Origin of the sequence: Fictibacillus sp. 18YEL24 (assembly GCF_015903855.1) — a bacterium.
Lineage (GTDB): Bacteria > Bacillota > Bacilli > Bacillales > Fictibacillaceae > Fictibacillus > Fictibacillus phosphorivorans_C.
On record NZ_JACZDT010000007.1, the window covers coordinates 1 to 22,187 of the forward strand.

The following is a 22,187-nucleotide window of genomic DNA, read 5'->3' on the forward strand; positions in this document are numbered from 1 at the left end:
ATCTTCATGTGATTTAGTTGACTTAATGGACATAAAAGGAGAAAAAGTTTGGGTTACGGTTTACAATGAGCATGACAAAATAATTAAATCAAACACGATAACTAAAAATGATAAAAAGTTAGAGATTTACACTATAATGGATTTCTATAATAAAGAAGGGGATTATTTAAGCACGTATATCTTTCTAACAGCAGGAGAAAAAGAAAGAGCAATGGAAGAGCATAAGCCTTTAACCCTTTTAACTGATCGTTTAAAAGGTGAAATGTCTCTTAACATGAACAAAGAAGAAAAGCTACGTGTAAAACAACATGTATTAGAACAAATGAAAAAGCTGGATAATTAATAGCTTTATTTATTGTCTCTTACCTTCTGTACAACTTTTATTATTGAAATAGTTATAAAAAAACTACCTAGACTAAGAGTAATTCTTTCCCAACTCACTAAACTTTCACTAAATGCAGTCACAACAGTTGCTGAGACCGCAGCAGCTATAATGATAGGAAGTATATTCATTGGCCTCACTCCTAAATATTTTTTCCAAGCATACCATTTTATTGACCATTTAAATGGATACAACAGGAGTTTAGTTAACATAAAAATTCTTTGAGGAACCAACTCTAAAAACAAAACCCTGAATCCGGCCATTTTCGGCGAAATTCAGGGTTTTTGCGTTTGGGAAATACGTTCAAAACAGCTGCATAAGTAAAAAGTGAAATCTCCTACTTTCTCTTGATTTCGTTAATTTACTTCGTTGAGGATTACCCCTAAAAATAGGGAAACCACTCTGCGTAAAACGTAAGATAGACCCATAAAAACACGCCACCTACTAAACCGCAGCTGACCAAGAAATTAAATAACTGTTTCGGCAACCAACTAAATAACACCCTGATCAGTAAAGCAATCACTTCAATTTAGAGAACTCGGTCGGTATACATTTGTTATTTAGAGTAGCAACATTGCTCAGTACAAATGATAGGTAGTGGTGAATGAAGGTCTGATTCACGGTGTTTTTTTTAGTCATGGATATTTTTCTTTTTTTCATGTGTTCTCCCCCTTAACCGGTAGCTAAAATACCAATACAGCATTGGCCATATCAGGGATGCACTCTACCAGTCATACTTACTATATTTGTACAACCTGTCATTTGTATATGGTTTTACTAGTTTCTAAACGCTGCGGTTATATACATGGAAAAAACCGATTCTCCCTCTACTCAGAATCGGTCATCACAGGTTTTCCGGCAACAACGCCAAAATCTGACGTTAATTTTAGTATGCACAGAACGGTTTAACATTATTATATATATATTTTTTTATGTTTAGTGAAGAATTACATTGCTTCGTATGCCGAATAAAAGGATAACATAACATATATACGTTGAACATATGGTTAGCGATGTATGCGTTTTTAAGTCTACAGGCGAAACTACATTATAATCATACATGGATGCTGGATCTAAGGACTATGTCGCCAAATGGCTAAGTCTCTCACTATCGTTCTAACCGATAACCTCAACTTCTGTCCTGTAAAACGATGTACTGCATGTGTCCTCCCTTGCAGACCGAATCTGAAAAACAAATATACTTCCATGATTTATTCTTTAACTAACGATGCCTTCCCCAAAATTCTAAACCATAATCTAAAGCTATACAAATTACGATACTGCTAATTAAAACAATAGCCTCAATCAAAAGAGTCCTCCTCTAAAAATCTATTTTCTTTCTTCGCTTGCTGCTTGGTCTGTTTTCCGAAAAGTACTGTTGAACAAGAAACAATTATATATCTAAACGAGTTACCTAAAAGGAATACTCTTCACACTCACACTTGCTAGAAGCTTAAGGGTAGAGTGCATAGATCAACACTCCTCAAAAAACAGTACAGACAAGAAACCCCAAAAAGCAGGGCCGATTTTAGTTAAGCTTCTTTTTGTCTTTACTTCGAATGGTTATCTTGTATGAATCTCCTTTAATTTTAGCTTGCATTTTTTCGGTTGCAAGGTACTCTTCAATGACTTTTTCCAATTCTTCTGCATGTTTTTTTGCTTCAGGATCAGATTTTTTTAAAGATGTCTTAAAGATAATTTCCGGCGATGGATATACGGAGTAACCAAGCCCAGTAACCTTATACACTTTTTTCCCCATCAACTCATCTCCGACCATTCCTAAAATGTCTCCCCATCTTCTTTCTTGGTCTCTTTTCTTCATGTTTACTTTCTTAAATTTAACGGCGTATGTTTCATCTGTCTTTATTTTTATTACACTTTGAACGTGTTTCTCATTTTCAAAGATTCTTGTATCTGTATCAGGAATCTCAATTTCTACCACTTTTTTATCAGAATTAAGACTAAGCCCTGCAAATTGATATTTTTTATATACACCATCAAGAGCTGTAAACAGCTCACTTTCTTTCTTAAATCTCTCTTTCTGTTCTGGTGTTGATTCATCTTTTCGCTCTTCATATTTCGTTACCTCAACCGCGTAAGCATCATAATCTCTACTCTTCAAAAGACGTGATGCTGTTGATTCCACATCATCTTTGACCTTGTCAAAATAGGAAGAAGACCCCTCTATCACGATCAATACTTCTTTCTTTCCTTGGTAAGAAACCCCCACACTCCTTACTTTGTAACCCTTTTTTACGAATTCTTCATGCATAACCATAGTAATGTCTTTTGATTCAAAAAACTGTCCTAAGTAAGGCAGTTTAGACGCCACTTTTGCCATCACAGGTGAGACGAAGGCTGAACCGATGAATAAAGCAAAAAGTAGTACAGCTGCACTCATATATAAGATGAATTTGTTTTTCTTTTCGAAGCTTCGTTTTTGTATACGGTCTTTTATCTTCTGTTCTATCGTTTCATCAAAAGTGATGCCACTAAGAATAGAAACGGTCATACTGGCTCTCAGCTTTTTCAACTTATCTTCCATCTCCCACACCTCTTTCATACATCTGCTTAATCAGTTCTCTTCCTCTATGCAATCTTGTTTTAACGGTGTTTGGTTTTACTGACAACAATCTACTAATGTCTTCAACTTTTAGATTCTCAAAGTAAAATAGAAAGATGATTTCTCTGTATTTTAATGGTAATGTGAGGACGGCTAACGAAAGCTCTTTTTCGTCCGTTTTTCTAATCAGAAAATCCTCTGGTGTATCATCTTTTGAAACAAAGTGATCGAATAAGGACTGTGTCATTTTCTTGTACTTATATGATTTTGATTTCATTACATCTTTACATCGGTTTGTCGTAATCCGGTAGATCCATGTTTTAATTGATGATTCTTCACGAAACGTTTCCATTTTTTTATAACAAATGATGAATACATCTTGTGTAATTTCTTCAGCTAGGTTTTTATCTTTAACATACGAGTAGGCTAACCATAAGATACTTTGACCGTACTCTTTCATTAACCTATTTAAGGTTAATTCTATTTCTATTACCTATTTCATATGTGGTCTGATTCTCATCAGCAAACTCTTTCTTTTTATAGATCAATATCGTCCCTCCTTCTTCTCTATAGATATAGACGACATTTTTTACATATGGTTTTATTGTTAACACAATACTTACGTGAGGATAAATCTACTAAAGCGACTTGATGGTACCCAGCTCTTCCACCTGAGATTTATTAATATTATTTATAATACCCCACAGCTGGGGCATTTGTTTTAATCTCAATTTTTTAAACTCTAGCAAGTTCATCCAACATTTATGTAAACATCTAAAATATGTTAATTAATAATCATACATATGTTGGAAAAACGCCATACATGTATTGTTTGAAATTGTCGTAAAAATATTGATTATTTTATAATACAACAACAATATATATGTTAGAATAAACATATATATTGTTGTATACCTTGTATTAAGCTATAAAGTATATTAATGTCTTATGATGTATGTTATTGTCGTTAATAACAAGAGGCAATACATATATATTGATGTTAAAATTATAGTTAAAATATAAGTTCAAAAGAGGTGTGTATATTGACTGCAAAAATTGTAACATTCGGCATCAGTAAAGGCGGCTGTTCAAAGTCAATTAGTAGTGGGGTTACATCGTATCTACTCAGTAAAAAAGAAAGAGTTCTTGCCATTGACATGGATGGACAAGGTAACTTAACAAGTTTTTTAACGAATGAATATGATATTTGTAACGTCTTTGAAAAGAGAACCGTATTAGAAGCGATTCTTGATGGGGACGCTCGTAAATACATCATTAAGATCTCTAAAAACTTAGACCTCATTCCGGCGAATGATTTTTTAGCGACGTTACCACGAATGATGTATGAAAACGGTCTCGGTCTTGATGCTCTTCAAAAAGCTTTAGAACCTGTAATGAAAGATTATGATTGGATTATTATTGATACTCCACCTGCTCTTTCTGAACATACGGTAATGCCTTTAAGTACATACTCAAAAGCAGGAAGTCATGTAGTTGTGATGTTTGATGGTTCAATGTTCGCATATTATGCGATCCCAAAATTCCTTGAAATTATTGAAGGTGCAAAAGAAAGGTACAACCCGAATTTAGAAACGGCAGGTATTCTTTTTTCACTTATCGATGCACGAGCAAAAGAAAACGAGATTATGGAAGAATCAGTAGATGAAGATTACCCCGGGGTTCGCTTTAAAACAATTATCAAAAGAAAAGCAGCAACTAGACGTTTAGCAATCTCTGGCTTTAATGAGAATCCTGAACTTAAAAACGCGCTAGAGTACTATATCCCATTTGTAAAGGAGCTGAAAGACCGTGTCAAACAAGAGCAGCCTCAAGGATAAAATTAAAAAGCCGAACGCCACTCAAGCTTTCTTTAATTCATATGACCCTGTTGATGAAAAGAAGAAAGATAAAAATAATGATGTAAATAACGTTGTTGTTGATGAAGATATTATTAAAAGTGAAGATGAAGTTGCTAGCGAAACATATGATAAGAACAACAACATCATTGACAATGTTGTTACTGATAACAAAGACAAAGACAACGATAATGAAGATGATGATTATCTTCGAATGCTCGCTTCTGGTAACAAAGTGAAAAAACAAAAACGTAAAAAAGTGTTCACTTCCTTCTACATGGATCCTGATCTCGCTATAGAAGTTGACAAAATCGCTTCTCGTGGTGTAAAAGGTGATAAGTCAAAACTTATTAATAAAGCAATTCGTAATTTATTAGAACAATATGGAGTCATTGAAAAGAGCCGCTAGAATAGCGGTTTTTTATTTAACTTATATATCAAGATTAACAATGTTTTATATGTTGAAATTAACAATATATATAATTGTTGATTTATATGATGGGTATTTAAATTATCAAATTAGTATTAATTTGGCTTGTCCATTTAGTATCTTCTTTTACAGAATCCTCTTGTGCTGTTCAACATAAAATTATGAATAACTTCCAACTATTATAAATAGCATAAGTACGATAATATACCTTTCAACGTGTTAAAGGTACTCTCTCTTACTTAAATAGTTCACTTAGATAAAAATCATACATAATTCAAATGATCTTAGTAAGAAGTAAAAAGTAAATATAAACAATGTAGTTGCGGAGATGAATCTGAAAAGAATATATGATAAGGCCAACAACAAAATATACAATGTTGTTGTTGATAAGAATAACATTAACAATGATATTATGATTCTTTTAATTTGAACCCACCAGTTAAAATTAAAGAAAAATCATATACAAAGTAATGCTATCTTTTTTTCTCATAAGAGCTTGACTACAATGCAACTGATGATGAAACCAATTAAAACCATTCTAAGCAATTCACTATCAATTGAAATTTTAAAGGGTTATAAACAAAAGTTATGTAGAAGGGCTCTTTGCAGGATTTTTTACATATGTTATAAATAACAATGTTATATATGTTGATCATAACATTGTTATTAGCGTTGTTTTATAAAATATGAATGTCATATATATATATGATTTAGGGTTTAGAATACATGAACAAGATGATATTAGTGTATATGCTCTTGCTATAACGAGCAATGTAATAATAAGCAGACTACTAACTGTTCATATAGATTATTTGCCGTCTTATTTCTATTTCTAGAATCTATATTAATAGAGAAAGTACTGAATTCCTTTAATACAATCTTTATTCAGTTGTTATTCACAAGCTTTTTAAAACAATAAAATATATGTTGAAAATGTTGTTGACATATATAATAAAATATTATTGACAATACCAATATTGTTAGCTTAAAGATATTTTCATTAACAATTAAGTTATATCATCAACAACAACTTTGTTCTTATCATTATTTTATTATTTGATATATATCTAGTAAACTCTTTCTATTACTATGATTTCCAATTAAAGCGAATCTTATACATTGAAGATAATATCTATTGGTAGAGAGTTAAATCAATAATATGCATTTTACAAAGCTCGACGTCATGTCTCATACCTTGATTATTTACTCCAGCACATTCTGATAGTCTAACATCTTTAAAGTATAGAATTAAGATACCGCCACAACTTATAGTTCATGTTATTGTTATGATTTTTATTAGTAGGGATAATATTGATAAAAAGTTAATCAATTTTCTTAGGTATACCATAAATCATTAGTTTCTCCATGTGTAGTCATTTCTTTTGTTAATGATTTAATTTACACATATCTTCAAGAATGTCGGCTTCAAAGATTCATGAAAAATCTCCATACCATATACTTATAAAATTACTATTATTATAACTAATATGTATATATTAATTACACTTTACTTTATACAACAACATATGTTTTAAAGTATAAGATAACATATATTTATTATCATACATTCATATGCACGATTCTTTAAATAACTATACTGACTTATGTTTATTCTTTTAATGCTGCGTTTCGTGTAAAACATCTATCTTCATTTGGAAATGGAGAAGCGATAAAATCGTAAGGTTTACCGTGAATGACATTTAAAAAATGCCACCACCTGTAGTAAGTGTGTTTTACGAATCTTTCCTCTAAAGAGATCATTAATTATAAAAGAGGTTAAATCATTCTGGCCACATGCTGGATTGTTAAGGCTGCATTCTGAACTCGAATTTATGTACCAACTATCTTTTAAAGCATAATGATAGCTCGATTAGCTTCTAATAAATAACTTCTTAAGTTATTGTTGTTATCAATGACATATATGTTAATGTTGATTATATATTGTTTTTGACATATACAACAAAATTAATACTACTTAAAAATTGAATCTATCTTGACTGAGAATTTCTTGTTTATGGTTAAGTAGTTTTTAATCTAGTTGAATATGACCTATATGGCATTAGATGAATCAATGATTCATCTTTCATAGTGATTAATTCTAGGGTAGAATGTGAATTAAACTGATTGAACTATAGATAAAATTGGTGTATTAACGGGTGCTTTATTTACACTATGAGATCGTCAATGGCGGTCTTTTTTTATGCATTAAAGGGGCAGTTCACTTCCTTTAGCAGGAAATCTATGCATAGGTATTGAACGAATTAGAATGTGGTTTTATAAATGAGGATATTGGAGTGTTTTTTTGTGGAAAAAGGAATGATTATTGTTCTAAATGGTGTATCAAGTTCGGGGAAATCAACTTTAGCAAAAGAAATAACGAAATTACTTCCTGACTTTTTTGTTTTTAGTGGAGATGACTATGATTTAGTCATAGAAAGGATGGAAGATAGAGAAAACCAGAGGCTTATACCCATTGAAACAGAATATTTTTATTACAGAAATGTGGCAATGTTCTCAGATAGAGGTGTTAATTTAATACTTGATCAAATTCTTCACGACCCCTTAACATTACATAATTTTTATAAGACTCTTAACTCTTACCCAATTCTTCTTGTGGGGGTTCATTGTCCTGTGAAGGAGCTTAAGCGTAGAGAACAGTCCAGAGGAGACCGCCGAATTGGTCAAGCAATTTTTCAGCTCGATTTTGTACATCAGCAAGAAATTTACGATGTTGAGGTCAATACATACACCAACTCTATGATAGAATGTGTAAAAGAAATTGTGGACCGATTAGAAAATAATACACCCTTATTAGGATTTCAAAAATCATTTAAGAAACTCGAATCTTCAACGATTACTATCAAATAACCATTGTTAAATGCATTTTATTTAAATCACAATATTCTTTATAATTGAATTGAAAATTCGAATAATAAACAGGCCTATGCCTAGAAAATATCTCATTGAAATGGTCTGTTGTTGATTAGCGTTCGTTTTCAGTAAATATTCCGTTAATTAAATGAAATGAAATAACGAGTTCATATCATCTAAAGTTAACTAAATGATCTTCCGTTATCGGTGCGATGATCCAAGAGAGATTAACGCCTTTTTTATAGAACTTATTCAACAAACGTAGCAGTTTTAAGAAATAAGCTAATATCATTTTAAGTAAGTGAAGGTGATTCTATGAGAGTTATAACCTTATGTGGTTCAACTAAATTTAAGAAACAGTTTAGAGAAGCAGAGGCATCTTTAACTTTACAAGGGCACATTGTAATTAGTCTTGGATTCTTTGAACAAAGTGAATGTATAAAAATTACAGAAGAGCAGGAAAGCATTTTTAAAGAAATGCATTTTAAGAAAATTGATATGGCAGATGAAATATTTGTTATCGATTTTAATGGTTATGTAGGAAGTAGTACCAGTAAGGAAATTGAATATGCTAAAAAAACAAACAAATCTGTCCGTTATTATTCAAAAGGGAATGATATCAAAAAACAAAGTGTTACTCCATAATCGGGTACATTTCTTCTAGAAGGAGACGTGCTCATTTTCTTGAATTATAGGAGAGATATATGAAATTTTATTGGAGACGTCCTCAATGAATGAACAAATGGCACTTTTCTTCATTTTATTGTCAGCTCTTTTTGTAGGTGGTTATTTTATATTTAAGAATTATATTTCTAACTAATGGATAAACCATAAACTCTTATTTCACAATCGGATGCATTTACAAAAAAGGAATGTACTCTTTTTTTAAAAGTAAAGATTAACACCATTTAAAAGGAAGAAATTAATGAACTATTTAATAAAAAAGGTAGGTTGGTGCCTGATTTGTGATCAGGGTTGGGTGGAAATATACAAGGATAAGAATATCAAAAAACTTTTTGTATGTTGTGATGAATGTGAATCTAGGTGGGAACATCCAAACGAAATTGGAAACGTTGATATTACTACCTCTATTTTTGATTCGCAGATAGAAATTTCACAACCAACTATGGAGGAAATCATTAAAGAAGGTTGGGATAAATACATCTTTAATTCTTAATTAGTCTTCACAAAACCAGCTAATAGTTTGTCAACATTTTCATTAAAAATTTATAAATACTCATGTTGTACTAATTTTGTCCATGACAAATAACCTTCCTTTTGTTCAACTTTGGAAGGTTTTCATTTATTGGATAGATGTAGAGTTTAAACTATATCTTGGTAAGTCGTTCTGTTCTTTAAAATGGTGTAAATCCAGTGTAAGAGCTTATTTACACATGCAATGACGGCTACCCGAAAAGGTTTGCCTCCGTCGCGTTCTTATCATAGAATTCTCGTAGTTTTTTGTTTCTAGGGATGATTTCATCCGTTGTTTTTTGGCTTTCGGGCATCTCGGATGCCACAGGTGACTGCCATGTACAAGGCTAGTCTGAGTCTGCCCAATTCTCAGAAATTCTGGATAACCTTATATTACGATCGGGTGCTTTTATTTAATAAGGCTATTAGAAAACTACCAGACAAAAATGAACTGCACCTCTAATTGTTAATAGTGTCTAACAATTGGGGTGCAGTTCAAATCTGGTCGTTTTTCATGTCATTTCGTTATCCCATTATAGTGCTATTTCACTTGCTAAACGGGTTTAAATTATAATTTTCTCCTCAAGAATAGACCTGAATGAGATTCTTTCAAATCTAATTACTTAACTTTTCTTCTCAAACAATTGAACTTTCTTTAGGCGCTGATAACTCTTTCTTTTATTCACTCGCTCTAGATAGAGGTTGGTAGTGGAAATATCAGAGTGACCGACCCACTCTTTAACATCAACAAGCGGCACCTCGTTCTCAAGCATCGTGGTGACGAACGTATGACGGAACCAGTGAGGACTGATTTTATCGTTCGCTCCTGCTAAACGAACGGCTTCTTTTACGATCTTATAAAGGTGATTATAGGTAATTCTCTGACGAGTTTCTTCCTTATTATATAGCGAATAAAAAAGAGGTGTCTCATCCCTCGAATCTATCTCTGTGTTTCCTTCCCACATCTCGAGATAACAGAGTAACTCATTCTCCGTTTCTTCACGTACGGGAACTTCACGATGTTTGCCTCCCTTACCGATCACATCGACCCAAATTTCACCCCGACGGTAATAAAAACTTCCCTTGTTCAAGTTCACGATTTCACTCGCACGAAGTCCGGTCGTGTAAAGCAGATAACCTAGCAGCAAGTTCCGTTGCTGCAGGTGCTTCTGTTTATATTTGGTCCTTACGACTTTTGGAAAGAACTCGATCAACCTTTCCGCATCTTCCTGGTTCAGTTCACGTAGCTGCACACGGTTCTTATTTTCTTCATTTAAATAGTGACCACGTTTTACAGATGGTTTATGAATCCACCGAGACAGAGGTGCTGTGTAATACTTGGTATCATATCCAAAATCGAGCAGTCTGCGAAAGAACTCTAGTTTACGGATGGCCGTCTTAGCAGCATACTTCTCTGAGATGTATTCGTTATATGCTTTAACTTCTGGATATCCGATGTCTGAAAAAGAGAGTTCATTTTCAGCTAGATAATCGAGCAGCGTTTTTGCATCAGCTCGGTATGCTCGCTTCGTATGATGAGAGAACTCTTTTCCTTTTACAAAAACTCGCGCAAAAAAGAACATCTCAATAAAATCTCGTTCGTTCGCTTCTCTCAAGTTTAAATTTCGATCTTCATCAAGAAACTTTTTGTTTTCCAGATTATGTATCAACTCTTTTAGTTCATTACTTTTACTTCTTCCTTTTGCAATTTCCATATTATTCATGTGACTCTCCTCTCATTGTGAAAATAGAATCAACTTATTTTTAATTAGTGTTAGATATTTACTCCTTAACTTATTTAGATATTAATACTAACTTTATAAATTATTATATACCTATTATGAGTTAATTTATTTTAACAATCAAGATAATACATCCTTATCTTGATTGTTATTAATAAGTATAAATTACGAACTAACGTTCCGTCAAATATATAATCATAGAATAGTCAAATAATTAAATGGTGGAATTTATAAAATATAGTGAAATACATAATTGAAAAAATTTTAAATTGGGGTGATAGGATCTCGGTGATTTTAAAGAAAGGCTATGACAACAAGGAAGGCTATTTTTATATACCTGTGGTATGGAGGGACAAATTTCAGTTTGTAGTTGGAAATAAAGTTAGTTTAGATATTAAGGAGATAAAATCGTAATTGATAAAAAAGCGACCGGAGATTTACACAGTTAATAGGCGTGAAAGGAAGAATTATGATATCGTTAAAGGTTAGACTATCGACTAATACATATAAACAAGAGTCGGAACAATTTATACTTATACCTGCTGCCTGAATGAGTTAACTTAGTTAAAAACAAATCTAGAGATGCGTTACATCTGAAAATGTTTTTTTTTATTTTAATTACTAAAGTCAACTACGGTAAATGAAATTATAAATAAAATAATTGCATACTCATTTTTATTTTCAATCATTTAGAATAGTTATTGCATCTATTTGAAATGTACTATTCTTTTCCCTTTTCCATCTTTTCAAACATCAATTAACTTATATCAAAGTCAATAATCTACATTATTTGCGAATCCCCAACTATCTACTTCATTAAATTATTTGTGTATATAGTCTATAATTCATTTTAATACTTAGGGAACTTATCGGTATTTTTCTATGATGTCACCTCAATTAAAGAATTAAGATTTATTTAATTTTAATTTTAATTTTGAATATGCATAAAACTAAGTTGAAAACTAATAATGTTTTAAAATCAAACATACAAAAACGCGTGACCAAAATGCCACACGTTTTTGTATGTTCTAGGATATGCGTTCATCAAGAAAAACTATTATATCTGATCAAAATCTCTGTACACGTTTATAATTAATACACTTGTTTTAACATCAAAATTCCAAGCTGACATTAAAAATAAAGTTTTTTTAAAATTTTGTAAAGAAGATGAAACATGAGTAACATCATCCTCATTTATATTATCAGAAGCATCACTAACAATGAATAATTTTAATTCCTGAATCTTGCTTTTGTTTAAAATATTATTTAGTTTCATAATAAATAATTCTATCCTATCAGGAAGATCATCGACATCCTTCCAATCTTCGAATTCTCCAATAAACTCTTTATCTTCCAACTCTATAACTAAATCATTTAAATATTCTTTAAAATATTTGAGTTTATTTGGTGAGATTTGACCATCAGCACTTACAATAAAACCCATTTGTTCAAATTGAGCTTTTATGGTCCTTTTACAATTTAAATCATCGGTTTGAAAAGTTAACAATTGTGTACAATCAAAATTAGTATATGACATATACTTTTGCCTCAATTCTTATTGTCTATATTTACCGTTATTTATATATTGATATAATTGCTTTACATCTCTTTTGGTTGGGTACGTCACACCACCATTTTTGGTTTTACTTCCCACTCCACCTCTAATTTTACCATTATGAGCATTGCGTATTGGCTGATGGACATGTGGAGCCAAACCTGCAGGGGAATCTGTTCCGTATCTTTTAAATTGTCCTCCTTTACTTCCTACGTTGTTAAACCTAGATGATTTAGTGAACAGTTTTGTTTCCTTATTTTTTGGTACATTATTGTTAACATAATTCTTGAGTGTCCTTTCACCAGCACTTGGTTTGTAACCTCTAGATGCTAAACCTTTATCCACTTGCTTAGCCTTACTTCGTTTACTTACTTTTTTAGCAGTATAACTTCGATTGCTGTAGGTTTTTTTATAAGTTGTCTTTGATTTAATTTTATGCTTCCTGGTTTTTTTAATTGAAGATGCTGGGAATTTTTTAATTTTTTTCGCCTTTTTCCCATACTTTAAAGCTTTTATTCCAGCTTTAGCACCCCATTTAGCTGCCCCTACACCCGGTACAAAATTGCTTGCAATACTTGCTCCCGCTCCCGCTTTTTGGTACCACTTAGACTTTTTGCTTCTAAGTTTTCGAATATCGTCTCCAGCAGCAAAATTATAGGCTTTCTTAGAATACTTCTTAGTTGACTTCCAGCCTTTTTGCATCCATTTTGGAAGGTGTCCATCTGGATCGATATTATTTACTGGGTCGCCCTCTGCATACAAATAACGGTTTAATGAAGTTGGCTCATCTTCTTCTCCTTCGTATTCGTCAGGGACAATGAAACGACCTGTCGTAGGATCATAATCACGCCAGCCTATCAGATACGTGTTTGCGTTTTTATCGTAAATAACTCCATATTTACCAACATAACGATATGGATTTGCATTTGCCACTTCCTGATTTCCTGTGATAGAAGTTATATTACCCCATTCATCATAATCATACGTAGCTATCACAGTTCCTGCCGGATCTGTAATCGCAATTACATCGCCTCTAGCATTAAACTGATAGTAATAAAGACTATCGTTATAACGGAAGCTTAAAAGATTACCATCAGCATCTTTGTAAACATTAAACATGGTCTGTGATCCATTGGCGGTTTCTGTTGTAACCTTAAAGATCTCACCATTAGTATCACGATGGTAATGTTGGTGAACACCATTTACAGTTTTAGCTAATCGATTACCGTCTTGATCATACTCATAAAGAATGCTAGTTTGCGTTCCGTTGATGTTTTTAATAATTTTGATTAACTGATCATCATTGTTATATGTGTAATCAATCGTATTGGTCTGACTGCCTTCTGTAATTTGAGCTTTAGCAAGTGCACCATTTGCATTAAATGTATAATTTGTTGTTCGAATTAGTGTACCTGTTGTATCGTTATAGTCCTTCTTTTGTGAAATACGGTTTCCAGTAGCATAGGTATATGTTTCTTTAACTTTACCGGAAGTTAGATTATCAACTTTTATCATATTACCATTGGCATCGTAAGAAAACTTATACTTCTTACCGTTTCTTCTACAGTTTCTAAGTAACCGTTAGCAGTATACGTGTATTTCTTTTTAACTTGCCCTTTATCAGTAATCTGTGCGATTTGCTCAGTATCTGTGTAGGTGTATCCTAAGTCAACGACAGAAGAACCACTTCCGTTAGTCCCCTTCATTGTTGCAACCTTAGTACCACCATTGTACGTTAAGCTTGTTTTTACACCTGGAGCATTAATTCTGGAAATCGAAAAATAAGGACGAAAATTTGTTTGCTTTATTCTTGTATCTAAATTTCCTTTTCAGCTTCATCGTGTATATCCTCTGAAACATTATTATTAACTCCCAACCATTGTCCTTTAGGCTCTTCTTGATAGAATATGGGATTTGAATATAGTTCAGTAGTTTCAGTTAAGTCACTATTCTGATAGGTTTTAGAATGGCTGGTGCGTTTTTCTTTAATTTCATGTAGCCTTTCCACATTGTTATTCTTCTTTTTTTTCTTTTCTTTTTCTTCTTCTTCGTGATTTTCCTTTCCATGCGCAAATACCTTCGGCTTTGCTTCTGTCCATGGAATGGAGGTTAACACGAGTGTTACTACCATTATCCAAATTATTAATGGTTTAGTTATTGATTTACCTGCCTTGACCATATGTACCCTCTTTTCACCATTTTATGGAACATGATTACATATAAAATCATATTCTGGTAAAATAGAACAGATACTTACTGTAAATGGACAGTGTCAAATTTGCTAATATTAATATAATGAATTCATATAATCTTTAATTCTTATTAATTCTAAGTTGTATTTGTATAGAGAAGCGATCAAATTATTAGATAAAAAAGTTACTTTACCTAGCTGGAAATTATCTAATATATGTAAAATTATTGATATTTCTCTTAAAAAATAATTAACGGTACGTGAAAATATTTTAAAGCTAACTTCCCCTTATAGTTTAAGTACATCCCTTCCAACTTCATCTTAAGTACTCACTTGAATAAGTACTCCACAATCCGCCCCTTTAATGGAGGATAGACGAGGCAATTCCATAAAAAAGCACTGTTAATTATTACAATTAACAGTGCTTTTTTATAGATTTCTAGTTATATGCCAAGATTTGTTCTGTGTATGTTTTAAAGTCTAGCAAATGCTTTTCAATAATCTTTTGCACAATCTCAAGATTTACTTCTTGATAGTCATGAACAGCAATGTTACGAAATCCCACCATCGCTTTTAGTCCCTTACATAAATCCATCGTGATGATGTTGTTCTGCTGTAGGAGATCAAATGTCTCTCGACTTGTTTGAGGAATCCCTAGTTTCTTTTCTGCTACCACATGCATACCCAGATCAATCGCGGCTTCACAAGCACGTTGTATATTCAGAATGATGGAATCTTGCTTCGTAAAGTTTTCTAGATTTAACGGATTGTTATCATACTCTTCATTAATCCGCTTTAAGCAACGTTCGATGATGCTTATCTTGTTTAATATCACATCATTTTTCATAGATTGAACCACTCTCTTCAATTCTTTTGATCACGATCTCTCGTTCCTCGTTTAACTTCGCATACATTTTAAGTGTCTTCATCTCAAATCCCATCCTGCGTTTATTATCTTTACATAAAATCGTTTTACCTGATTGGATAATCTGAGCCGCAAATACCGTAGACGCTTGTTTCAAATCAACGAGATCGACATCCTTATTAATCAGTGTAGCAAGCTCTTGACCCAATATGAATCGGTCGTACTTCTCTATTTTATGATCACTCAAATACGCGATATCTAAATCACTGTCTACTCGGTCGATTCCTTTAGCCGTGGAGCCGAAAACAATAATCAGATAAGGACCTAGTTTTTCACTTAAAAAAGATATGACTTGTTCCTGTATTTTACAGTCCACAAAAAACACCTCCAGAAATCTATAGTTCTATATATGACTGCTTACCTATTGCCTAAGTACATTCTTAATCAATAAGAGCATGCTCTTAATTTAAGTAAATTAGCAACTGAGTGATTAATGACTGATTTAAAACTTAATATTATTCCTCTTATTTGCGTTCTTCGATAGCTTTAGTAGAATATAGTACCGTATGCGCCTTCTAAATTCATTATACACTATCCTTTAACTAGAATCATAAATGATAGCATGAGAAGAAGGTGCTGCTTTGAATGGATAGATTATGAACTAATTCCAACACTCCCAGAGGTGTACGTACATCGCAGTTGGGATGCACATGTTTCTAGATCAATTATTTAATCGAACCCTTCATTACGCCGCTTATGATCCATTTCTGAGCAAAAATATAGACGATGATCATCGGAGCAAGAGCCATCAAGTACGACGCGAAAGCCAAGTTATAGTCCGTACTGAACTGAGATTGGAACACGTATTGCACCAGGGGAAGTGTTGCCATCTCACGGTCACTCAGCAAGACAAGTGGAAGCATGAAATCGTTCCAAGCACCAAGAGCTGTAAGGATCGCTACCGTTGCGTTCATTGGCGCTAATAAAGGGAAGATCACCTTCCAAAAGACACCCCATGTACTTGCACCATCTATGATAGCTGCTTCTTCGAGTTCTATGGGAATCGAACGGATAAAACCGATATAGATAAAGACATTGAACGAAAGGTTGAACACAATGTATAAGATGATCAGACCGACAAGGTTATCCATACCCCAAGCACTAGTTTGTTTTACAAGCGGCAGCATGATGATCGGGAATGGTATGAACATTGCACTTAGAAAGTAGAAATACAATGATTTGTAGAATTTCTTATGCATGTTTCTTGCAACGGCAAATGCGACCATCGAATTAGTCAACACCGTGAAGATAACTACAACAAGGGTCACGAAAAAACTGTTCTTAAAAGCGCTAAAAAAGTTCGTCATCTCGATTGCTCTTGTGAAATTATCAAAGGACCAAGACTTTGGTAGTGCCAATAGGTTCCCTGCCATTTCTGGGGGTGTCTTGAAGGCAATGGTTACAGTAATATATAAAGGAAATAAGATAAATAGGGATCCTAAAATTAATAGTGTTGTAACAATCCAGCTTGTCTTTTTTGGATGCATTAGTATTTAGCCTCCCTCTTGTTCAATATTCGGAGTTGGAAGATTGAAACGGCCACGATTACGATAAAATAAATGACTGCGTTCGCTGATTGGTAAGCAAAATCTCCACCCTCAAAACCTCCGCGATAGATCAGCAAAGAAATAGATTCTGTTGAACGCCCAGGGCCGCCCCCGGTCAGTGCAATTATTTGGTCAAATACCTGGAGAAACCCTTTCATCGATAGAACCATGTTGATCGTGAAAAATGGTGCGATCAATGGGAAGGTGATACTCCAAAACTTCCTCCACATCCCTGCACCATCTATGCTTGCAGCCTCGTACATATCTTCAGAAATTGTGACAAGACCAGCTAAGTAAAGGATGGTGCTGAATGAAACAGATTGCCAAACTGCTACCACAACAATCCCTAACCAAGCAAGATCAGGATCACCTAGTATGTTCTTCGCAAGCCAATCCCACCCTAGTGATTCCCCGAGTTGAGGGAGTAAATGAGCGAAAATAAAGTTAAAAATAAACCCGATGATCAGAATACTTAAAATATAGGGAAGAAAGTAGACGGCACGTAATGTTTTTTGAAATTTAATCTTTGAATTGAGTCCCATTGCAACCAACAGGCTGATGGTGTTTACAAGGATTGTGGTGATGACTGCAAACTCGAATGTAAATAGGTATGCATCCCCTGCACGGTCATCTTTGAAAACGTTTAAATAGTTTTTTAACCCAACAAAATTCCAGTCACCATACCCTTTCCAATCTGTAAAACTGTAAAAAATACCCTGAAGTGCTGGATAGGTATGAAAGATAAAGAAGAACACGAACGCTGGTATGGTAATGGCCAGGTATACTTTACTTTTCTTCATAATTTGAGATACCCCCTTTGATAGAGAAAAACAGGGTGCCTGAAAAGAGAAGGCACCCTGTCTTGCCTATTTACGATTTTGTATTTTTTCCCACTCTTTATCTAGCTTCTTTAGATATTTCTCTTTATCTTTTTTGTTGATGAACTCTTGGAGAAAACCATCTGCTCCTAATCCTGCTGGATAATAATGGTCTGGGAAGCTTGTAAGTTGACCGCTCTCAAAATTTGATTTGATACCTTCAAAAACGGGATCTTCTTGGAAGACGTTCTCCACTGCAGAGAACGCTTTCTGCTCATCCGTATATTTCTTGGCTGTTTCTTTGGTCATCATAAATTCCAAAAACTTCATGGCTTCTTTTTTATGCTCAGTATCTTTGTTCATAGTCAGCACAACGTCTACACCTGATACTAGTTTGTTTTGTGCAGGGTCGTTTGTTACAGGCATCGGGAACACTCCGAGCTGAATGTCTGGGTTTGCTTTTCTTATCTCAGGAATTGCCCAGTTACCCTGTAGGTAGAAGACGCCTTTACCTGAAGCGAATGCATTGTTTCCATCTCCATAAGCAACACCCATGTTATTCTTGTGTCCATAGCTCGTAAGCGTTAACATCTTATCAGCAACTTCATCATAACTCTCAACGAACGTTGTCTGACCTTCGTTCTTCTTTTCCGCGAATTCTTCTCCGGCAATATTAGCCCCGAGTGAATTCCACGCGATCATCCCTGTCCAAGCATCTTTTAAAGTGAAATAAATAGGGATTTCACCAGCTGCTTTCGCTTTATCTAAAGCTGCAACAAACTCATCCCAGGTCTTTGGAACTTCAAGACCAAGAGCATCAAATTTCTCTTTATTATAGATGACTGCATTTGCGTTCGTCGCATAAGGCAATCCAAAAGAGCCTTCTTCATCTGGATCGACCAATCGACCTATCATATCGACATAGGAAGGCTGGACTGTCTTAATTAGTTCTGAATCAGAAAAATCATATAGCACTCCGGCACGCGCCAGTTCTCCATAAGTGGCGTTACCTCCTATTGCCATCAAGTCAGGGATGTCGTTCTTTGTTAAACGAGTTTTAAGAACGGTTTCAGCTTCAGGCGGGGCATCCAACTTAATTTTAATATCGGGATTTTTTTCTTCGAATTCTTTGATAAGACCTTTATAGGTCTCTATATTTTCCGACTTATTTGAAAATAATTGAAGGGTTACTTTCCCGTCCGAATCACCACCGGAGGAGCATCCAGCAAGTATAGAAGCTCCAATGGCAACACTCAAAAAGCTCTTTGCTAATTTTTTCCCTAACATTCAATATTCCTCCTAATAAATTAAGTTTTATATTATTTATATACTTCTAATGTAAAAGAAAACGTTTACGTAAAAATCATTTTTAAAAGAAAGGATTAACTCCTTTCCTTCACACTCAGTCTTTCGATAATTTCATGTTGGACGATTTGGCTTTTAGGTATGGTGTTTGTTTCCAACATATCTAAAATCATATTTCCAGCCATTTCACCCATCTCCACAAACGGCTGTTGAACAGTGGTCAAGGCTGGAACAGATAAGTTTGCATAGTTTATGTTATCGTACCCTATTATAGATATTTCGTCTGGTACCGATATGCCCCTTTGATAGGCAGCGAACATTGCACCGATAGCCAACTCGTCACTTGCTGCAAAAACAGCAGTAACACCATGATTTACTTTTAGTAACTTCTCGAATCCTACAGCACCTTTATCAAATCCGAAGCCACCGGTGTCGATGATATTCTTTTTATCTAGTGGGAGATTATTGGACTCTAAAGCCTTTAAAAAACCATCCATCCTCGGTTTCCCAGCAATCCTATCTTTCTCAGATCCACTTAGCATACCAATATTTACATGACCTTTATTAATAAGGTATTCCGTCGCAGAATAAGCTGCTTTGAAATCATCTACCTTAACATATGGAATCGGAAACTTATCGGATTTACTCGATAGAAGAACGATCGGAACATTTATCTTATTTAAGAATTGATAATGTTCTTCCTTCAAGAATTGGCTTGTATAGATGATTCCATCAACACGTTTCTCACCTAACAATTGAAGATATTTCATTGTCTTCTCTTCGTCTGATTCCGTGTGACAAACGATCACACTCGATCCTTTAGCACTCGCGGCTTTCTCAATACCCCTCAATAAGTCCGTAACTAAGGAACCTGACAAGTATGGGAATAAGACGCCTATTGTATGAGTCCTCTTACTTATTAGACCCCTAGCAACTGCATTCGGATGATATCCAAGCTCTTCAATAACCTCGAGCACTCTACCTTTTGTATTTGATGAGTATCCTTTTTGACCATTTAAGATTCTTGATACCGTTGCAATAGAAACATTAGCTTTCTTCGCAACATCCTTGATTGTAGATGCCATATCACACCCTCTTGTCTAGTTATTCATTAAAAATGAGAAAACGTTTACGTAATAAAACTAGCATACCTTGAAAGCCTTTTCAATATTTTTATTTATTAAAATATTTTTCTTATTTTACTTAAGTCCTTTTAAAGAATAGGGGTTAAAAGAAGTCAAAGTGACGGTTTTTATAAACGTTCAGTTGAACAATAGGAGTAGAGAATTTTCTATTTCAGTAGTATTGATTTGCCATGCAATAATCGCCTCCGCCACTTTCTACATTTCAAATACATAAATAACCCTCTATATATTCCCATAAAGTAAGTACTTATCCTACTTGGGTATATATATAGAAAACAACATCTACATATATGGAACTTTTTAAGTATAAGGTTTCTTGTTGACAATAAATTACTACATGGACAACATTGTTTTTTCTTTTTAGGATATGTTGTGAAGATCGAATGACAATCCTGGTAAGCCGGGTCATAAAATACTCCTGTTATGTTACAATCGGTTAAGAGTGAAAATTGATAGAGTGATAATTGTTTAATTGGCCATTAACGTGTGTCATTAAGGGCTGCTCAAATTTCATTTTCAACCCAGTGTAACATAATATCGTTGTTTGAAAATTTCTCAAGTAAGATAGTGGATATCACTCAAATACTAAATAAACCAAAAAGATTTCTGATTATCATTTGTATTTGTATATTACTTTCGATAGCTGCAGTTTACTATTGAAAAGAAGTTCTTACTAAGTAAGGATTGGTGAAGATCTGATGGATGATATAACTATATGTAAAAAAGCTCTTGATATCATAAATGCTGATGCAGAATTAATTCTGCAATTAATTAAAGTTCAAATGGAACATTTAACTTTACCTCATTGCCCCCTTTACGAGGAGGTATTAGATACACATATATTTGGTCTATCACGTGAGATAAATTTTGCAGTTCGGTTAGGACTTATTGAAGAAGAAGTTGGAAAAGAAATAATTAATTCAATTGAAAGAAAACTTTTTATTTTGTTTGAAGGGTCGATAATAAAGTAGTCAAGAAAATTTCAATCTTGTAGATTGATTGAAGATTAATTAAAACACAGCAACCATAAAACAAAAAAGACTAAACATTTTTTTCTTTGGAGGAGAAAATTGTAATTCGCAAGCCTTTTATTAGGTGAAATAGCACTATGATTGGATATGTAATTGACATTAAAAAAGACCAGATTTTTGTCTGGTCTTTTTCATAGCATTATTCAATTAAAGCACCCGATAGTTTAAGATAAAAGCTAATTTTTAAATTTGAGGGTCAGATATTTTATTTTCGATAAAATATTTAGCTTGATGCTTGAACATCTCAATATATGATTCTTTATCCACACTTAAATCACCTAACTCTTTTACATTACCAATGACCTTTATTGTATTTGTCTTTAGGTTTATAGTGACCTCCATATATATTTTCCCCCTATATGATACAGTGCAAGTTACTTCCTGTTTTAACAAGTCTATATGAGGATAATTATGAATTACTCCTGTGGGTTTATAAATTGTGTAACCGATATTGGATTTCTTAGTTTCATCAAACATTAATGTTCTCCTTTCTTACTATATATAGCTTTATTCAGTAAAAGCACCCGATTATTGAATAATAAATTTCCTTAAAAGTATTCTATTTTAATATCTTGTACCCCTTTTCGCTACCCAAATCGGAAGTGTCATTACACTTTGGCAAATTCCTTTAT

Annotated in this window: 21 protein-coding genes and 3 pseudogenes; 7 read left to right on the plus strand and 17 right to left on the minus strand. The window is 33.6% G+C overall.

Annotated elements, in window-relative coordinates; all coding sequences use genetic code 11:
• Window positions 1–343 (plus strand): annotated as a pseudogene (locus tag HU823_RS19015) (hypothetical protein); the annotation flags it as partial.
• A 5-nt stretch (window positions 344–348) separates the two neighbouring features.
• Here the strand turns inward: HU823_RS19015 and HU823_RS19020 are convergent.
• The 3 genes from HU823_RS19020 to HU823_RS19030 all read right to left on the minus strand — a co-directional run bounded on the left by HU823_RS19020 (window position 349) and on the right by HU823_RS19030 (window position 3,405).
• Complete coding sequence (locus tag HU823_RS19020) at window positions 349–513, minus strand: hypothetical protein (protein WP_197223043.1); 165 nt, start codon at window positions 511–513, stop codon at window positions 349–351.
• A gap of 1,397 nt (window positions 514–1,910) precedes the next feature.
• Entirely contained in the window at window positions 1,911–2,927 is a 1,017-nt protein-coding gene (locus tag HU823_RS19025; protein ID WP_197223044.1) for a DUF4030 domain-containing protein, read from the minus strand.
• On the minus strand, window positions 2,917–3,405 hold the full coding sequence (locus HU823_RS19030; RefSeq protein ID WP_197223045.1) for a sigma-70 family RNA polymerase sigma factor: 489 nt from the start codon (window positions 3,403–3,405) through the stop codon (window positions 2,917–2,919). Before HU823_RS19030 ends, HU823_RS19025 begins: the two co-directional genes overlap by 11 nt.
• A gap of 583 nt (window positions 3,406–3,988) precedes the next feature.
• Here HU823_RS19030 and HU823_RS19035 point away from each other — a divergent pair.
• Together HU823_RS19035 and HU823_RS19040 are read left to right on the plus strand one after the other, a co-directional pair.
• Window positions 3,989–4,783 (plus strand): ParA family protein, encoded by a 795-nt coding sequence (locus HU823_RS19035; protein WP_197223046.1) that lies wholly within the window; start codon window positions 3,989–3,991, stop codon window positions 4,781–4,783.
• A complete protein-coding gene (locus tag HU823_RS19040; RefSeq protein WP_197223047.1) occupies window positions 4,755–5,210 on the plus strand; it encodes a hypothetical protein in 456 nt (151 codons plus the stop codon). The genes HU823_RS19035 and HU823_RS19040 overlap by 29 nt, the downstream gene beginning before the upstream one ends.
• Before the next feature lie 1,705 nt (window positions 5,211–6,915).
• On the opposite strand, the pseudogene HU823_RS22395 reads toward HU823_RS19040, so the two are convergent.
• A pseudogene (locus HU823_RS22395) lies at window positions 6,916–7,080 on the minus strand (YunG family protein); the annotation flags it as partial.
• Between the two features lie 455 nt (window positions 7,081–7,535).
• On the opposite strand from HU823_RS22395, the gene HU823_RS19045 reads away from it, so the two are divergent.
• From HU823_RS19045 to HU823_RS19055, 3 genes are all read left to right on the plus strand, one after another.
• Window positions 7,536–8,099: a chloramphenicol phosphotransferase CPT family protein gene (locus HU823_RS19045; protein WP_197223048.1), complete on the plus strand. Its 564-nt coding sequence runs from the start codon at window positions 7,536–7,538 to the stop codon at window positions 8,097–8,099.
• 318 nt (window positions 8,100–8,417) lie between these two features.
• Complete coding sequence (locus tag HU823_RS19050; RefSeq protein WP_197223049.1) at window positions 8,418–8,747, plus strand: DUF4406 domain-containing protein; 330 nt, start codon at window positions 8,418–8,420, stop codon at window positions 8,745–8,747.
• A gap of 280 nt (window positions 8,748–9,027) precedes the next feature.
• The gene (locus HU823_RS19055) at window positions 9,028–9,279 is read left to right on the plus strand and encodes a hypothetical protein (protein ID WP_197223050.1); all 252 of its coding nucleotides are present in this window, start codon (window positions 9,028–9,030) and stop codon (window positions 9,277–9,279) included.
• A 146-nt stretch (window positions 9,280–9,425) separates the two neighbouring features.
• Here HU823_RS19055 and HU823_RS19060 read toward each other — a convergent pair.
• From HU823_RS19060 to HU823_RS19115, 12 genes and pseudogenes are all read right to left on the minus strand, one after another.
• Window positions 9,426–9,656, minus strand: a pseudogene (locus tag HU823_RS19060) (IS110 family transposase); the annotation flags it as partial.
• A gap of 263 nt (window positions 9,657–9,919) precedes the next feature.
• Entirely contained in the window at window positions 9,920–11,020 is a 1,101-nt protein-coding gene (locus HU823_RS19065; RefSeq protein WP_197223051.1) for a tyrosine-type recombinase/integrase, read from the minus strand.
• A gap of 1,075 nt (window positions 11,021–12,095) precedes the next feature.
• Complete coding sequence (locus HU823_RS19070; protein WP_197223052.1) at window positions 12,096–12,575, minus strand: hypothetical protein; 480 nt, start codon at window positions 12,573–12,575, stop codon at window positions 12,096–12,098.
• Window positions 12,576–12,593: 18 nt separating this feature from the next.
• The gene (locus HU823_RS19075) at window positions 12,594–14,108 is read right to left on the minus strand and encodes an RHS repeat domain-containing protein (protein ID WP_197223053.1); all 1,515 of its coding nucleotides are present in this window, start codon (window positions 14,106–14,108) and stop codon (window positions 12,594–12,596) included.
• Window positions 14,105–14,299 (minus strand): hypothetical protein, encoded by a 195-nt coding sequence (locus HU823_RS19080; protein WP_197223054.1) that lies wholly within the window; start codon window positions 14,297–14,299, stop codon window positions 14,105–14,107. Before HU823_RS19080 ends, HU823_RS19075 begins: the two co-directional genes overlap by 4 nt.
• 110 nt (window positions 14,300–14,409) lie before the next feature.
• The gene (locus HU823_RS19085; protein ID WP_197223055.1) at window positions 14,410–14,772 is read right to left on the minus strand and encodes a hypothetical protein; all 363 of its coding nucleotides are present in this window, start codon (window positions 14,770–14,772) and stop codon (window positions 14,410–14,412) included.
• 451 nt (window positions 14,773–15,223) lie between these two features.
• A complete protein-coding gene (hepT, locus tag HU823_RS19090; RefSeq protein ID WP_197223056.1) occupies window positions 15,224–15,631 on the minus strand; it encodes a type VII toxin-antitoxin system HepT family RNase toxin in 408 nt (135 codons plus the stop codon).
• Complete coding sequence (gene mntA / locus HU823_RS19095; protein ID WP_370630139.1) at window positions 15,621–16,025, minus strand: type VII toxin-antitoxin system MntA family adenylyltransferase antitoxin; 405 nt, start codon at window positions 16,023–16,025, stop codon at window positions 15,621–15,623. The genes hepT and mntA overlap by 11 nt, the downstream gene beginning before the upstream one ends.
• A 349-nt stretch (window positions 16,026–16,374) precedes the next feature.
• Complete coding sequence (locus tag HU823_RS19100) at window positions 16,375–17,196, minus strand: carbohydrate ABC transporter permease (protein ID WP_197223057.1); 822 nt, start codon at window positions 17,194–17,196, stop codon at window positions 16,375–16,377.
• The gene (locus tag HU823_RS19105; protein WP_197223058.1) at window positions 17,196–18,056 is read right to left on the minus strand and encodes a carbohydrate ABC transporter permease; all 861 of its coding nucleotides are present in this window, start codon (window positions 18,054–18,056) and stop codon (window positions 17,196–17,198) included. Before HU823_RS19105 ends, HU823_RS19100 begins: the two co-directional genes overlap by 1 nt.
• 66 nt (window positions 18,057–18,122) lie before the next feature.
• Entirely contained in the window at window positions 18,123–19,361 is a 1,239-nt protein-coding gene (locus tag HU823_RS19110; protein ID WP_197223059.1) for an ABC transporter substrate-binding protein, read from the minus strand.
• A gap of 95 nt (window positions 19,362–19,456) precedes the next feature.
• Window positions 19,457–20,464, minus strand: a complete 1,008-nt coding sequence (locus HU823_RS19115; protein WP_197223060.1) for a LacI family DNA-binding transcriptional regulator — start codon at window positions 20,462–20,464, stop codon at window positions 19,457–19,459.
• Between the two features lie 758 nt (window positions 20,465–21,222).
• On the opposite strand from HU823_RS19115, the gene HU823_RS19120 reads away from it, so the two are divergent.
• Window positions 21,223–21,495 carry a DUF1507 family protein gene (locus HU823_RS19120; protein WP_197223061.1) on the plus strand — a complete coding sequence of 91 codons (273 nt, stop codon included), beginning with the start codon at window positions 21,223–21,225 and terminating at the stop codon, window positions 21,493–21,495.
• Window positions 21,496–21,738: 243 nt separating this feature from the next.
• Here HU823_RS19120 and HU823_RS19125 read toward each other — a convergent pair whose 3' ends face one another.
• Window positions 21,739–22,032 carry a hypothetical protein gene (locus tag HU823_RS19125; RefSeq protein ID WP_197223062.1) on the minus strand — a complete coding sequence of 98 codons (294 nt, stop codon included), beginning with the start codon at window positions 22,030–22,032 and terminating at the stop codon, window positions 21,739–21,741.
• Between the last annotated feature and the right edge of the window lie 155 nt (window positions 22,033–22,187).